Consider the following 15,304-nt stretch of genomic DNA (forward strand, 5'->3'; position numbering starts at 1 on the left):
GGATATATTGAAATGACTCAATTTTCCATTTATTTTGTAATGTTTATTTCATTCAATTTTGAGAATCTAACATATCTCTAGTAACAACCGTTCTGAACCCTAAGTGTTCCATGGAAGAATCGATACTTGTAGCCATTCTGGCAGAAATACGGTAGCTTGCACAATATGATTCACTGCATAAAAAAGAACCTCCTTTAATCACTTTTTCTTGAGCTATGGGATTATTTTTATTATAGGGGCTTTCAGCGCCTTTAGGATTAAGAGTTATTTGATTGGTTGACTTTAAGTTTTCATAATAATTAGAATTGTACCAATCGCTCGTCCATTCCCAGACATTTCCGGCCATATCAAATAACCCAAAATCATTTTTTGGATATTGTTGAATAGGGGCCAGACTTTCAAAACCATCCAATTTGGAGTTGGATACAGGAAATTCGCCCTCCCAAGTATTTGCATATTCGTTAAGTTTTTTAAGTTCATTGCCCCAATAAAATAAAGCTTCGTTTTGACCGCCCCTTGCTGCATATTCCCATTCAGCTTCTGTTGGTAGTCTTCTGCCAGCCCAATTACAATATGCCATAGCATCTTCATATGAGATATGAACTACTGGATAATTTTCTTTTCCATCTATACTGGAATCTGGTCCATTTGGATGTTTCCAATTAGTTCCTATTTTCCACTCCCACCATTGTGAGTAATCGAACAAATTTGGAACACTGGTTTTAGTTTTCTTGAACACCAAAGATCCAGGTTGTAAAATTGAATCATGTGGTTTCACTGCTCCAGGAGGGAGTTGTTTTTTAATTTCCTCCCATTCGATTTCTCTTTCTGCTATGGTTATATAACCAGTTTCCTCAACAAATTGAGAAAATTGTTCATTAGTCACCTCGTTTTGATCAATAAAAAACCCATCAATTTGAACTGTGTGACTAGGTCTTTCATGTTGCATTGCCATTTTATCTCCGGATAAAGCTCCTTGTTCAAAAATCCCATCAGGTATCCAGACCATTCCTTCTGGTGCTTCCGAATTTTCTTGGTTATTTAATTCAATGTTATGGGTAAAATTTTCAGATTTTTTATTAGAACAGGAAAAGAATATAAGACCAAATGTTGAGATAATTAAAACATATTGAGTTACACATTTGCGTTTATACCTTGAGTAATGCATGAGTTAAGCTTTAAATAATTTATTCAGATAGGTTAAATTGTCTTATCGTTTTATTTCTGACTTTTTTGATAATCCTCGTATAGCTTCCTCATCTCTTCAGGAGATAACTTCCAATATTCAATAATCGGATTTTCCTTGACACGTTCATTATAGTCCTCAATGAACTGCTGGTTCAATGAATCATTATCCCCATATTTAACCCGAAGCTCCTCAAGCTCCTTATGCAATCCCTCCTGTATTTGGGCATACTCCGGATTTCCATAGATATTGTTCATTTCACTAGGATCTTTCTCCAAATCATATAGTTCCCATTTATCCAGGTCATAATAAAAGTGGATAAGTTTATATTTATCCGTAGTTATCCCATAGTGTCTTCTTACATCGTGTTCTGAGGGATGTTCATAATAATGATAATAGTGTGCCTTTCTCCAATCCTTTGGCGTATTTCCTTTTAATATAGGTACCAAACTTTTACCCTGCATATCATCTGGAATATCGGTTTGGGCGATATCCAAAAAGGTTTCGGCAAAATCTAGGTTAGAAACCAAATCGTTATTGACCGTACCCGGTTTTACTTCTCCTTGCCATTTAACTATTAAAGGCGTACGTAAAGACTCCTTATACATCCACCTTTTATCGAACCAACCGTGCTCTCCCAAGTAAAATCCTTGATCCGAAGTATAAATGACAATGGTATTCTTATCAAGTCCAGCTTCTTTTAAATAATCTAGCACATTACCTACCCCTTTGTCCACACCTGCAACACATGCAAGATAATCTCGCATATAACGCTGGTATTTAAATCTGGTTAGGTCATCCCCTTTTAGATTGGCCTTTTTAAATTCCTCGTTGATAGGCTTGTAGATGGAATCCCATTTCCTTTGCTGTTCCTCGGTAAGACCCGCTTGGGGACCATCCGTAATCTTCAAATCCTGCGCCATTTTCATGGCATCGGAAATGGACATATAGTTCATCCCTGCTATTTCCCTGTTCCCGGAGTAATCATCGAATAGCGTTTTAGGTTCTGGAATTTCAACCCCTTCATACATACCAATTTCTTCAGGTCCTGGTTGCCATTGCCTATGAGGGGATTTATGGCCTAAAAATAACATGAAAGGCTGTTCTTGGGTCTTTACCGAATCTATCCAATCTATAGCTTTTTCAGTAATGATATCGGTTGTGTAACCCTCCAATTGGTATTGCCCCTCCTCATTGACGAATGTGGGGTTGTAATAGGAACCCTGACCCGGTAAAATGTCAATATAGTCAAAACCTTTAGTAGGTGTTTGGCCTAAATGCAATTTCCCCAATACACCTGTCTTATATCCAGCCTGCTGCAAAAGTTCCCCGAAGGTCTGTTGGTCAAAATCAAATTTGGAACCTATGGTGTTGTCTATAAATCCATTCTGGTGGCTATATTTTCCGGTCAGTATCGCCGCTCTGGATGGTCCGCAGATCGAGTTCGTTACCAAGCACCTATTGAACAGCATCCCTTCATCCGCAATACGGTCTATATTAGGTGTTGGCGCTATCTGCTCCAACCTGCCTCCATAGGCGCTGATGGCCTGATAGGCATGATCATCACTGATGATGAAAACTATGTTAGGTCTTTTTTTAGGTTCTAAACTTTCCTCAGCTACATCCTTTTTTTCTCCGCAGGAGGCAAAAAGGAATAACACTAAAACTAGTTTTACAATTTTCATTCTCTGTTCCTGGTTTTATACCTAACGTAATTAAAGCAAGGTGTTTGATTAGAATTTAATTAAATCTTCAGAAGGGTTGTATCCTATTCTTTGTGTATTTATTTGAAGAATTTGGCCTTTTTTTAAAGGTATTGTACCTCCCAAGTAAACTTTCCAAGGTTTTGAAACTTTAACTTCTGTATTATTGCCATTCCCCATTACGTAGGCGAAATCCCAACTTTTCATTTTTTTGGTTATTACCGTATCCTTTACCTGGCCATCAAATATGCGATATCCAATTGATGCCCCAGGTTCTTGGTTTGTAATTTGAATACCTTCTTTTAGTTTCTTCAGTTTGGGACTTTTTGTTGTAGGTGGTTTATTTTTGCCCTTCCACCAGTCGTTCATAACCATATCAGATTCACAAACTTGAGCTTTATCATCCATACGGCTCAACCAATCAAATAAAGCCTTTTTCAATTCATCCTTCTTGCTTTGATAATATTTATTTTTGGCTAGATTGTTTATCTCGTCAGGGTCTTTGGTTGTATAATACAGTTCTTCAACTTCTTTTGGTGTATTGAACCAATCTTCTAAATAAGGATTATTTATTTTTCCAGAATCCCTAAGGTCTAAGATTTCTTGCATGCTTCCCATTTGTTTTCGGTAAGCGAGATCTTGATATTTTGAGACTTCGGGATGAAAATTATATACATATCTAAAGGTTCCATCGGAAACTGAACGAACCCGATCATATTTATTAGCCATTCTGTCCCTTGCTGCAAATACATATTTATTTTTTTCGGAAGTACTATACTCCCCAAGAAAAGCTTTACCTTCTAAGTATTCTGGAGGTTTGATACCTGCTATGGACAATACGGTTGGGGCAAAATCAATTGAGCTTATCAAATCATTGTTCGTTGTTCCTGCACTTTTTCCATTTGGTAATTTAACAATGAAAGGGATACGGGTACCTCTCTCTAAAATTTCCCTTTTCATCCAAGGTAAATTACCCCCATGGTCACTAAAAAAAAATACATAGCTATTTTCGTATACTCCGTCTGCTTTTAATTTCGCAATGACCTCACCTACATCATCATCCATTTGTTCAATTCGGGTATACATTGCTGCCATATCATGCCGCATCATCTTGGTATTTTCATAATACAGTGGCAGGTTCATTTTTTCGACATCGTAGTATAATGAATCGGGCGGCGAAATGATTTGTGACTCGTGTGAAATTGCCAAGTTGAATACACTGAAAAATGGTTGGTTTCCTTCTCTGTTTGTGTAAGATGCAGCAACACTACTTTCATCCCAAACTGTTACAGGTTCTTCAAATTGATAATCCTCTTTTGCGTTGTTTGTGGTGTAATACCCCACTTTTCTCAAAAACTCTGGAAATGCTTTAACTCCTACAGGTAATACCGCGGAATGGCTTGGTACACCCTCGGGCATTAAATCGGGTCTATTGTGCGTTCTCATGTGCATAGTACCGATATTGATTTGATTCATGCCCGTTATTATAGATGATCTACTAGGTGCACATACTCCAGCTGTAGTGTAGACATGTGTAAATCGAATACCTTCAGAAGCAAGCTTGTCAATGTTTGGTGTCCTAACTATGGGGTCACCATATGCGCCTATAAAGGGTGAAATATCCTCGCAGACAATCCAAACAATGTTTGTTTTGGTTTGTGCTAATATCATTTCAGCAAATCCAAGGCAAAAAAGTATAGTAATACTTTTCAAAAGAAAAAGAAGAAACCTCATTCTAACCATTTATTGGTCTATAATGGAATGAGAAGAAAATGAACAATGCATAGACATCTAAATCAAAAAAGATTCAGAATTTATTTAAAATATTTTGGAGAATTAAGAATAAAGAAATTCTCTTAGACTCAGATTTATTGGATTTTTTTTAAAAAATCTAACATGTAAAAATTAACAAAAACACTTGTTGATTATTATATACTCAATAAAATAGTATATTTGATAACTATGTGATAAAAAATAAAGCATCAAAATACCTATTTAATAATTATATCAATACGCATTAAATTATATAGCCAAAAGACTGAACTATTTTTAAATGGAAAAGGCTGAAAAGATAGAAAATATTGAAAATTTAGCCGAGAAAGAAGCTTGGAGAGACTTACGTAAGGGAGATATCAATGCTCTCGGCGAGCTTTATGATTTATTTGTGGACAAGCTTTTTTACATAGGTATGAACATTATTAGAGATCGTGAAATTGTTAAGGATCAAATTCATGATTTGTTTTTGGATTTTTATAAAACTCATAAGAATCTTTCAGATGTAAACAATATTCAGGGATATATAATTACTTGTTATAAGAGAAGGCTTTATAAAGAAAATACCCTAAAAGTCAAACATGTCAATATTAATTGGGAGAGTAAATCGAATGTATTCCCCAACGATTTAAAATTGGTATCCTCTCATGAAGACGAAATTATATCCTCAGAAATAGTAAATGAGCGCAATAATAAGTTAGCGAAAAAACTTTCCAATTTAACTGAACATCAAAAAAATATTTTGGAAATGCGTTTCACTCAGAATTTATCTTATGAAGAAATAGCCACATGTTTCAACCTCTCAGTTTCTTCAGCCCGGACCTTATTGTATAGGACAATAAAAACACTACGTAATTCGGCATTTACAATACTTTTTTAATTTTTTTCTAATTGTATGTCTATATAATAGAGTTTAGAGACTCTTATTAATATAAGACAATAAATTATTCATTACTATCTGGTTTTATAAATCAGACTATACTATATGAAATCAAATAAAAGTAAAATATTAACCAATGAGGAACGAAGGGCCTTGCGAAGACAAATAATGAACTCGGCAACGGCTTTTGAAAAAGAAAATAGGCGTAAAAAGTATTATGTCGTTTTTGCCGCTGCAGCTAGTCTTGCTCTTTTAATGGGATTATTTTTTTACAGTTATGATGACCAGAAACAAGGTTTACAAGAATTTGTGAATAAAACCCCAAGGGTAGATCCTAAAACACAAAGTGAAGTAACGGTAGTTCTAGGGGATGGTGAGAATATTCCTATTGATAGTAACAATACGGTTCAATATTCTCCCAATGGAGCCAATGTTATTTTAGGCAAAGGGAAAACATTTAACCAAGAAACTTTAATTGATAAAAAACCTATTTATAACACTATAATAGTCCCCTATGGAAAAAAGTCTGATGTTCTCTTGTCCGATGGAACACGAGTATGGATTAATTCAGGTTCAAAATTGATATATCCTGCGGTATTTAATAGGGAAAATAGAGAAGTTTATTTGGAAGGCGAGGCGATTTTTGACGTTGCGCATAATGCTGAAAAACCCTTTAAGGTACTCTCCAAAAATCAAGAAATTGAGGTACTAGGAACTATTTTTAATGTTTCTGCTTATTTGGAAGACGAACAATTAAATACCGTGCTAAAAAGCGGAAGTGTTAAAATTACTTATCTGGAAGATGAATCCAAATCATTCAAAATAACACCTGGAACCCTTGCAAGCTTGAACGTAAAAAGCCTAATAGTTGAAAGACGCAAAGTAGATGTGGATGACTATTTTGGATGGAGGGATGGTTACTTAAGCCTTAAACGACAACCATTGGATTATATCGTCGCAAAATTATCACGATACTATAATATTGAAATACTGATTTTTGATGAAGAATTATCCAAAGAAACCTTCTCCGGTAAGTTGGACTTAAAAGATGATATAAACAAAGTCATCAATATTCTTAATGAGGCAACTAAAATGAGGGTAATTAAAGATAATGGTAAAATAATTTTAACCAACTAACAATAATAAAACATATGCCAATGAAATAAAAACAAATAAAAAACCAGTAAGCGCGCCAACACTTACTGGCTAAACATTAGAATTATCGACTAACAATAATTAACTAATTGAATTACAAAATTATGAATAAATACTTAAGATGTGTTCCGTATTCGGGTAATATTACCAAAAAGCACATCATCAAAACAGTTATGAGAACCATCGTATTACTTTTAACGTTAGGGTTGACTACGGTGATGGCAAATGATTCTTATTCCCAAACTAGAATGGACATTAAAGTGGATGAAGTTCCATTAGAATATTTACTTAATGAAATTCAGAGAAATAGTGAATATATCTTCTTTTATAAAGATGACGTATTGCCCAAGGGAGAAAAAGTATCGGTAGCTAAAAAGGATGCTACTTTGCAAACTATTCTGAAGCCGGTTTTTAAAAAATTTAACCTTGGATTTAATGTCAATGACAGACAGGTTACAATCTATAAATTGGCAAATATTCACATGGAACCATTAAAAACTGATTTTAAGGACCAAAGTTTTACTGTTTCTGGTACAATATTGGATAATTTAGGGACTCCTCTGCCAGGAGCAAATATTGTGGAAAAAGGTACCACTAATGGAACCCAGACCGATTTTGATGGTAATTATAGTATAAATGTTAATAATGAAAATGCCTCCTTAATTTTCTCCTATATTGGTTTTTCGACTAAAGAGATTGCAATATCAGGGCAATCAATAATAAATGTAACCCTTGAGGAGAGTGCTGCTGCTTTAGATGAAATTGTGGTAGTAGGTTATGGAACTCAAAAGAAAAGCGATTTAACAGGGGCTGTGGCCTCTCTTAGTCCTGATGATTTAAATCCTGGAGCGAATGCTTCCGTTGACCAACTAATGTTAGGAAGGGCTGCCGGGGTACAAATTAATCAAGCGAGCTCAGAACCCGGTGGAGGACTAGCAATACGCATCAGGGGTTCAAATTCATTGAATGCAAGTAATGAACCACTATATGTAATTGATGGCTTTCCTATTGACAATAGCCCTAATTTGGGTTCTGGAGGCGTGGCCCAAGTAAGTGACAATCAAAGTCCTAGAAACCCTCTAAATGCTCTTAATCCTGCAGATATACAATCTATCGAGATTTTAAAGGACGCATCTGCTACCGCTATATATGGATCTCGGGGTGCAAATGGGGTTATTTTAATTACTACTAAGAAAGGAAAGCAAGGAAGGATTAACGTTACATATGATGTTTATGGTGGTGTTCAGGGTGTAGTAAAAAAATTGGACGTATTGTCTACTGCAGAATACATTAGTGCAATAAATGATTTATCAATAGCGCAAGGAAATAATACGGTTTTTTCAAGTGAAGATATAGAAAGCATAGGTGTTGGGGTTGATTGGCAAGATGAGGTTTTTCGTTCTGCTCCTATTTCCAATCATACACTTTCCGTTAGCGGAGCCAACGAGCAAACTTCGTACTATGCCTCAATGAATTATTTTGACCAAGAAGGTGTTGTTGAAAATTCAGGTCTTAAGCGATATACTGGAAGAATAAATTTAGACACTAAAATTGGAGAACGAGCACAAATAGGGATAAACTTTAATACAAGTTTAATCAAGGATAATAACAGTATAGATGGTTTAAACACAAATGAAAATGCTGGACCAATCTACGCTTCTTTGTTGTATGACCCAACCGAGCCAATTTTTAATCCAGATGGTTCTTTTTCCCAATCTTCGAATTTGACTGTAAATAACCCTGTAACTCTAATAAGAGGTATAACCAGTTTAAACGAGACAAACCGTACGTTTGGCAGTGCATTTATAAATTATAACTTTTCAGATGCACTGTCCGGTAAATTTAATTTTGGTACTGATAGGCAAAATTCCCGTAGGGATATATATAACAATAAAAATACTCTACGAGGAGGTGCAGCAGGTGGTATTGCTGCTATCAATACTTTGGAAAGATCAAATTATTTGTTCGAGTACACAATGACTTATAATAAGGAATTTAATAAAAATCATGCACTTACTATTCTTGGAGGTGCAACCTACCAAAAATTTGCAACTAGATTTTTTGCAGGTGATATTAGTGGTTTTCCAACTGATAATTTGACTACAAACAACCTTGCTTTAGGAAATACTAATACCGACAATCTTAATAGTGGCAAGGAAGAAAACACGCTTCTCTCCTATTTGGGGCGTGTTAATTATAATTTGTTCAATAAAATTCTTTTGACAGGCTCAGTTCGTGCTGATGGTTCATCTAGGTTTGGAGCCAATAACAAATGGGGATATTTTCCTTCTTTTGCTGTAGGTTATAAATTAGAAGAAGAAGACTTCATTCCCGATAATATCAGCCAATTAAAATTAAGGGCTAGCTGGGGTCAGACTGGTAACCAGGAAATTGGAAATTATGCTTCTCAGCTAACATTTGGTACAGGACCAGAAGTCATATTTGATGGTACCGCACAAGTGGGAATTATACCAAGCCGTATCGCCAATCCTGATTTAAAGTGGGAGACCACAGAACAGTTTAATGTTGGTTTGGATATAGGAATTTCAGGAGGACGCTACAGCGCAACCATTGATTATTTTACCAAAAGCTCGAAGGATTTGTTGTTTAACCTTCCATTACCGAGCGCTACTGGCTATTCCTCTGTCCTAAGTAATGTAGGAGAGGTTAAAAATAAAGGATTTGAATTTCTTATAAATTCTACGAACATCATAAATGATAGTTTCAAATGGAGTACATCCTTGAATTTTGCCGCTATTAGAAATGAGGTTCTTGATTTAGGCAGAATTGAAAGTATTGTAACCGGTAATATTCAATCCGTGGGAAATACGGCAATTATTCAAAGAGGATCTCCACTTTCATCTTACTATGGATATGTAGTTACAGGGATTTTTCAAGAAGGTGATGACATTACCAATTCTGCTCAACCAACTGCTGAACCAGGCTTTCCGATATTTGAAGATCGTAATGGCGATGGAGTGATAAATCCGGATGACCAAACGATCATCGGGAATCCTTATCCGGACTTTACTTATGGAATTCAAAATTCTTTTTCATATAAGAATTTACAACTGGATTTTTTTATCCAAGGTCAATCTGGAGTTGATTTGATAAACATCAATTTAATTGAATCTATTTATCCTGCAAACTTTAGAAGAAACCGCTTATCGGAACCAATCTTAAATCGTTGGACGCCTCAAAATACCGATACAAAATGGCCATCAGCAACTAACCCGAATTCCTATGGCCCAAGCAAAGTAAATACTCTTACTATTCAAGATGCTTCTTACATAAGACTCAAAAACGTTCAGCTTAGCTATAATGTACCAACAGAATCTATAGATTTCCTAAGTTCCTTGCGAGTTTATTTAACAGGTCAAAATCTTTTTACTATCACTGATTACATAGGTTTTGATCCAGAGGCAAATTCATTTGGACGTAGTAATGTAAGGGTGGATTACAGTAGTTATCCATTAGCCAGAACTTATCTCATGGGTTTGTCTGCTAGCTTTTAAGGTCTAATAAAAAAATATAAAAATGAAATCATATAAAAATAAAATCATAGCCGTTCTTTTTTGCATAGGTACGTTAAGTTGTTCAGAACGCCTGGATGAAGAAGTTTTTTCTGAGTTATCACCAACTACCCTATTTACCACAGAACAAGGAATTTCTTCATTAATGAATTCTGCATATACCTATGCGCATCGTTCAGGTGCAGTTGCAGCTTGGGCGCCATACCATATGGGCACCATGACTACTGGTGAAGCTTGGGGAGCTGGTGGATCCATAGAAGAATTGTGGGTACAATACATCAACTATACATGGACAAGTAATCATGATCATTTTCTGACCATGTGGAATACGTATTATAATTCAATTCGAGATGCTAATTTAGTTTTGGCCAATCTGGAAAATGAAGCATTTTCCAATGCCTTTATTCAAACAACGGAAGCGGAGGTCCATTTTTTACGAGGTTGGTGTTATTCTGAATTATACAAACTATTCGGTAGGGTGCCATTGTACAAAACTCCTACGGATGACCCTTTACAGCCAAGGGCTAGTGAAGAAGATGTTAGAAATTTTATTGAACAAGAACTAATCGCTGCCATAGAAACATTGCCATTGGAACCGGAAGCCTTTGGTAAAGCATCTAAAGGAATTGCACTAGCTGTACTTTCGAAATATTATTTGAACACAAAGCAATGGCAAAAAGCCGCGGATACTGCTGAGCAGGTAATAGATTTGGGTCAATACGCTCTTTTACCAAATTACAGTGATGTCTTTGCCATAGAAAATGAGGGTAATGCAGAACTAATTTGGACACTCCCTAAATTGGCTACATCAGGTACTGCAAGTAATTTACTCAATGCCTTGATTTTTCCACCAGCTTTCCCCAGACCATTTTCTAACAATGCAGTTTTTGCCGCAAGAACGTATCTTTTTGACGATTTTGTAAATTCATTTGAGGCGTCCGACACTAGGGTATCTCAAATGATCAGGGAATACACCTTAGCAGACGGTACGGTCGTTCAGGGTCTTGGAAATGACCAAACACATCCATTTAAACTGCCTTGGGATCCAAATGCAGTAGGTGCGAACGCAGGTAATGACATACCGGTAATTCGTTACTCGGATATCCTATTGACAAGAGCGGAAGCCCTTAATGAAATTTCAGGACCTTCCCAAGAGGTTATTGATTTGATAAATGAAGTGCGTGATCGTGCCGAGGCATCTCTCTTGACATTATCAGGTTTCACAAAAGATTCCTTACGTGATGCCATTTTGAATGAGCGGGAATGGGAGTTTTATTTTGAAGGAAATTCTAGAGAGGATCAGATTCGCCATGGCGTTATGATTTCAAGAGCTCAGGCAAGAGGCAAGAACGCGCAAGACTTTCATATACTGTTCCCTATTCCACAAACAAATTTGGATGCAAATCCTGTACTAGAACAAAATCCAGGTTATTAATAATTTTTTAATTTGAATATTATGAATAGTTTAAAACTAGGTGGGCTGTTAAATTTAGTTCTTGCATCCTCTGGAAGGTATTATCTTGTTTTGGGAATCATATTGATTTTCAATACTATCGCTATAGCCCAGGGCAATAACTCCAAGAAGGAAAAACCCAATGTAATCATCATTTTTGCAGATGATTTGGGTTATGGGGATTTGAGTTCCTATGGACACCCCACCATTCGAACAACCAATCTTGACCAAATGGCATATGAAGGTCAAAAATGGACCAATTTTTATGTGGGTGCTAGTGTATGTACTCCCAGTAGGGCTGCATTGTTAACTGGAAGGCTTCCGGTTAGAAGCGGAATGGCAAGTTCCGTAAATCGTGTACTTTTTCCTGATTCCCATAATGGACTGCCACAGTCTGAAGTAACTCTGGCAGAACAGATGAAAAAAGGCGGTTATGCTACGGCAGCTATAGGAAAATGGCATTTGGGACACAAGGAAGAATATTTGCCCACAAACCACGGTTTCGATTCCTATTACGGAATACCCTATAGCAATGATATGGACAATATAGTGCCGTTCAGGTCAGCTGGAGGTTACTTTGAATTTTGGAAATCCGAGAAAAGAAAGGACATCAATACATTCAATGTTCCTTTGATGAGGGATACGGAAATTATCGAGCGTCCAGCAGATCAACATACCATCACAAAGCGATACACCGAGGAGGCCATAAAGTTCATAAATGATAAAAAGGATGAACCCTTCTTCTTATATCTGGCCCATAACCTTCCTCATGTCCCTTTGTTCGCTTCTAAGGATTTTCAAGGAACAAGTCCAAGGGGAATTTATGGAGATGTGGTAGAGGAAATTGACCATAGTGTTGGCCAAATCCTGGATGAATTAAAAAAGACAGGACTAGATAAAAACACGATTGTAGTTTTCACGTCAGATAATGGTCCTTGGCTGATAATGAACGAAGAAGGTGGTAGCGCCGGATTATTACGAAATGGAAAGGGTTCTACCTGGGAAGGTGGAATGCGAGAGCCCTGTATTTTTTGGGCTCCCGGTAGAATAGCTCCTGGTATTGTTACCGATTTGGGCAGTACCATGGATTTGTTTACTACGTTTAGCAAAATAGCGGGCGTTGATATACCACGGGACAGGATTGTTGATGGTGTGGACCTTGCCCCCGTGCTTTTTAATAAGGAGAGTAGCGCGAGAAAGGATATGTTCTATTATAGAGGCGATAAATTATATGCCGTACGTGTTGGTGATTTTAAAGCTCATTTCATAACTCAAGATGCTTATGGTACTGAAATAACAGAACATGATTCTCCATTATTGTACAATTTAAGTATTGATCCTTCGGAAAAGTATGATATTTCAAAGGAAAATCCGGATGTAATTGCCAATATTAATCGAGTAGTAAAAGACCATAATGACAAAATGGTAAAAGGGAAGGATCAACTTGCAAAAAGAGGTGATTAATTTAAATCCAAGATATCACTATGTTTAATAGGGTCTATTTTAAATACCTCTGCATATTAATTGCTTCGGTGTTTGGTTGTAATATTTCGGGTCAGGACTCTTTGGGTATTGTTGAGAAACCTAATATTTTATTGATTTTAACTGACGACCAAGGGTATCATGATGTATCATATTATGGCACCAAAGATATCCGCACCCCCAACATCGACCAAATTGCTGCGTCAGGTATGCGTTTTGACAATTTTTATGCAAACGCTCCTGTGTGTTCACCAACACGAGCTGCATTGCTTACGGGTCGCTATCAAGACAATGTTGGTGTTCCCGGTGTAATTCGAACTAATCCCGATAATAATTGGGGATATTTGGATCCAAAAGCAACACTGTTGCCAGAAGAGCTTAAAATGGTGGGATATTCTACAGCCTTGATTGGCAAGTGGCACCTCGGTCTAGATTCCCCCAATACACCAATAGAACGAGGATTTGATTTCTTCCATGGATGGCTAGGGGATATGATGGATGATTATTGGGATCATCGTAGACATGATATCAATTATATGCGTTTGAATGCGATGGTCATTGACCCCAAAGGTCATGCTACCGATCTTTTTACAGATTGGTCCGTAGATTATATCAAAAGTCAAGCAGACGATAATCGTCCATTTTTTTTGTATTTAGCCTACAATGCGCCACATTTTCCGGTACAACCTCCAGAGGATTGGCTTGAAAAAGTAAAGAAAAGGGAAAAAGGAATTGAGGAAACTCGAGCTAATTTGGTCGCTTTTATAGAACATATGGATAATGGTATTGGTAAGGTTATTCAAGCATTGAAAGAAAGTGGTCAATATGATAATACCTTGATTGTTTTTTCAAGTGACAATGGAGGACATTTACCGAGTAAGGCAAATAATGGCCCGCTTCGAGATGGTAAACAAAGTATGTATGAAGGTGGTTTAAAAGTCCCAACGGCAATTAGCTGGCCTGGGAAAATAAGACAAGGGAGTGTTTCCGAAGAAGTGCAAATTTCTATGGACCTGTATCCAACACTACTTGAAATTGCAGGCGTAAAACCCAAAAATAAAATAGAGGGTCAAAGTTTTTATTCCCAGTTGGTAAAATCAGAACCTTCACTTGAACCCGACCGAGCATTTTACTTTACAAGAAGGGAAGGTGGTACAAAATATGGCGGTCAAGCGATTTATGCTCTTCGTAAGGGTGATTGGAAGTTATTACAGAATTCTCCTAATGAAGGATATGAGTTGTACAATTTAAAGGAAGACCCTCTTGAACAAATGAACCGAATAGATAGTGATATTGAAAAATATCAAGAACTAAATTTTCTTTTAATGAAACACATTCAGAAAGGGGGAGAAGTTCCTTGGCAGAAGAGTTCATATTAGAAATATTGTTGTTTAGTTGAGTTAGTTTTTTTAGATAAAGGCGTGGTATGTCCACGCTTTTATTTATTTGGGTAATTTAAAATATAGGAATTAACAGATATTGAGCTCGTAAATGCTTATTGCCGGTTAGTGGTTCTGTCGTTTACCTTAATTTCTAATAAATAAATCAATTCAAGGTTGTTTAGTACTTACCTTCCCCTTCCCACAAATATTCATTCTCAAGGTTTAAATTTTTCCTTATAAACCACAGTATCAATCAAAACTTTAAATAGGTTCAATATCTTATCTCATTTGTCCGATTAATTCAATTTTTACAATTGGAATATTGAAAGGTGAATTATCAATAAAAAATGCATCCGTGAAACGGATAGCAAGTTATGTTTTGCGGGTCGCAAAACTGTCTACTTCATCGAAGTGAAAAAAGACTGATTCTTAAAAATATTCGAGATTCGCCAAATTATTAGAGCTTAAAAAATCGGAAGCGAAATTTTTAAAGGATGAATGTTTTGACCCGTGGAGGGTGAAATATTAAAACTAAATTCAAAAATGTATTTTGAGATTGTTTCTTATGAATAAAATCCTTTTGTGGAAAGGGGAGAAAAGAAATAAAGGCCAAATACTTCATAATTGCGTGATGATTTGACTTTTTCCAGTGTAGATTTCATAAGGGAAATTTAACAGAATTGTTTTAGGTATGTTTTAGGTGGAAAATCAAAAAGGGCCTTCAATGTCTTGAAAGCCCTTTGTTCGCTAGTAGCGG

Annotated in this window: 9 protein-coding genes; 6 read left to right on the forward strand and 3 right to left on the reverse strand. The window is 36.3% G+C overall.

Features of this window, described 5'->3' with window-relative positions; genetic code table 11:
- Positions 1-52 precede the first annotated feature (52 nt).
- Genes F0361_RS09935 through F0361_RS09945 form a run of 3 tightly spaced genes read right to left on the reverse strand, consistent with a single transcriptional unit; the run spans position 53 to position 4,623 of the window.
- Positions 53-1,168 (reverse strand): formylglycine-generating enzyme family protein, encoded by a 1,116-nt coding sequence (locus F0361_RS09935; protein WP_154918382.1) that lies wholly within the window; start codon positions 1,166-1,168, stop codon positions 53-55.
- Positions 1,169-1,218: 50 nt separating this feature from the next.
- Entirely contained in the window at positions 1,219-2,871 is a 1,653-nt protein-coding gene (locus tag F0361_RS09940; protein WP_154918384.1) for a sulfatase family protein, read from the reverse strand.
- 48 nt (positions 2,872-2,919) lie between these two features.
- The gene (locus F0361_RS09945; protein ID WP_161598224.1) at positions 2,920-4,623 is read right to left on the reverse strand and encodes a sulfatase family protein; all 1,704 of its coding nucleotides are present in this window, start codon (positions 4,621-4,623) and stop codon (positions 2,920-2,922) included.
- A gap of 319 nt (positions 4,624-4,942) precedes the next feature.
- Here F0361_RS09945 and F0361_RS09950 point away from each other — a divergent pair, with 319 nt between their 5' ends.
- From F0361_RS09950 to F0361_RS09975, 6 genes are all read left to right on the forward strand, one after another.
- Positions 4,943-5,542 carry an RNA polymerase sigma factor gene (locus F0361_RS09950; protein WP_154918388.1) on the forward strand — a complete coding sequence of 200 codons (600 nt, stop codon included), beginning with the start codon at positions 4,943-4,945 and terminating at the stop codon, positions 5,540-5,542.
- Positions 5,543-5,647: 105 nt separating this feature from the next.
- Positions 5,648-6,679, forward strand: a complete 1,032-nt coding sequence (locus F0361_RS09955; protein WP_154918390.1) for a FecR family protein — start codon at positions 5,648-5,650, stop codon at positions 6,677-6,679.
- A gap of 122 nt (positions 6,680-6,801) precedes the next feature.
- Positions 6,802-10,212 (forward strand): SusC/RagA family TonB-linked outer membrane protein, encoded by a 3,411-nt coding sequence (locus F0361_RS09960; RefSeq protein ID WP_154918392.1) that lies wholly within the window; start codon positions 6,802-6,804, stop codon positions 10,210-10,212.
- A 22-nt stretch (positions 10,213-10,234) separates the two neighbouring features.
- Complete coding sequence (locus tag F0361_RS09965) at positions 10,235-11,665, forward strand: RagB/SusD family nutrient uptake outer membrane protein (protein ID WP_154918394.1); 1,431 nt, start codon at positions 10,235-10,237, stop codon at positions 11,663-11,665.
- Positions 11,666-11,686: 21 nt separating this feature from the next.
- Positions 11,687-13,147 carry a sulfatase family protein gene (locus F0361_RS09970; protein WP_154918395.1) on the forward strand — a complete coding sequence of 487 codons (1,461 nt, stop codon included), beginning with the start codon at positions 11,687-11,689 and terminating at the stop codon, positions 13,145-13,147.
- Between the two features lie 20 nt (positions 13,148-13,167).
- A complete protein-coding gene (locus F0361_RS09975; protein ID WP_154918396.1) occupies positions 13,168-14,544 on the forward strand; it encodes a sulfatase family protein in 1,377 nt (458 codons plus the stop codon).
- Positions 14,545-15,304: the final 760 nt, after the last annotated feature.

Origin of the sequence: Maribacter flavus (genome assembly GCF_008386635.1) — a bacterium.
In the GTDB taxonomy this organism is placed as follows: domain Bacteria; phylum Bacteroidota; class Bacteroidia; order Flavobacteriales; family Flavobacteriaceae; genus Maribacter; species Maribacter flavus.

Coding starts and splice junctions, on each gene's coding strand:
- F0361_RS09935 (WP_154918382.1), bottom strand. CDS start 1,168: ATGCATTACTCAAGGTATAAACGCAAATGTGTAACTCAATATGTTTTA.
- F0361_RS09940 (WP_154918384.1), bottom strand. CDS start 2,871: ATGAAAATTGTAAAACTAGTTTTAGTGTTATTCCTTTTTGCCTCCTGC.
- F0361_RS09945 (WP_161598224.1), bottom strand. CDS start 4,623: ATGAGGTTTCTTCTTTTTCTTTTGAAAAGTATTACTATACTTTTTTGC.
- F0361_RS09950 (WP_154918388.1), top strand. CDS start 4,943: ATGGAAAAGGCTGAAAAGATAGAAAATATTGAAAATTTAGCCGAGAAA.
- F0361_RS09955 (WP_154918390.1), top strand. CDS start 5,648: ATGAAATCAAATAAAAGTAAAATATTAACCAATGAGGAACGAAGGGCC.
- F0361_RS09960 (WP_154918392.1), top strand. CDS start 6,802: ATGAATAAATACTTAAGATGTGTTCCGTATTCGGGTAATATTACCAAA.
- F0361_RS09965 (WP_154918394.1), top strand. CDS start 10,235: ATGAAATCATATAAAAATAAAATCATAGCCGTTCTTTTTTGCATAGGT.
- F0361_RS09970 (WP_154918395.1), top strand. CDS start 11,687: ATGAATAGTTTAAAACTAGGTGGGCTGTTAAATTTAGTTCTTGCATCC.
- F0361_RS09975 (WP_154918396.1), top strand. CDS start 13,168: ATGTTTAATAGGGTCTATTTTAAATACCTCTGCATATTAATTGCTTCG.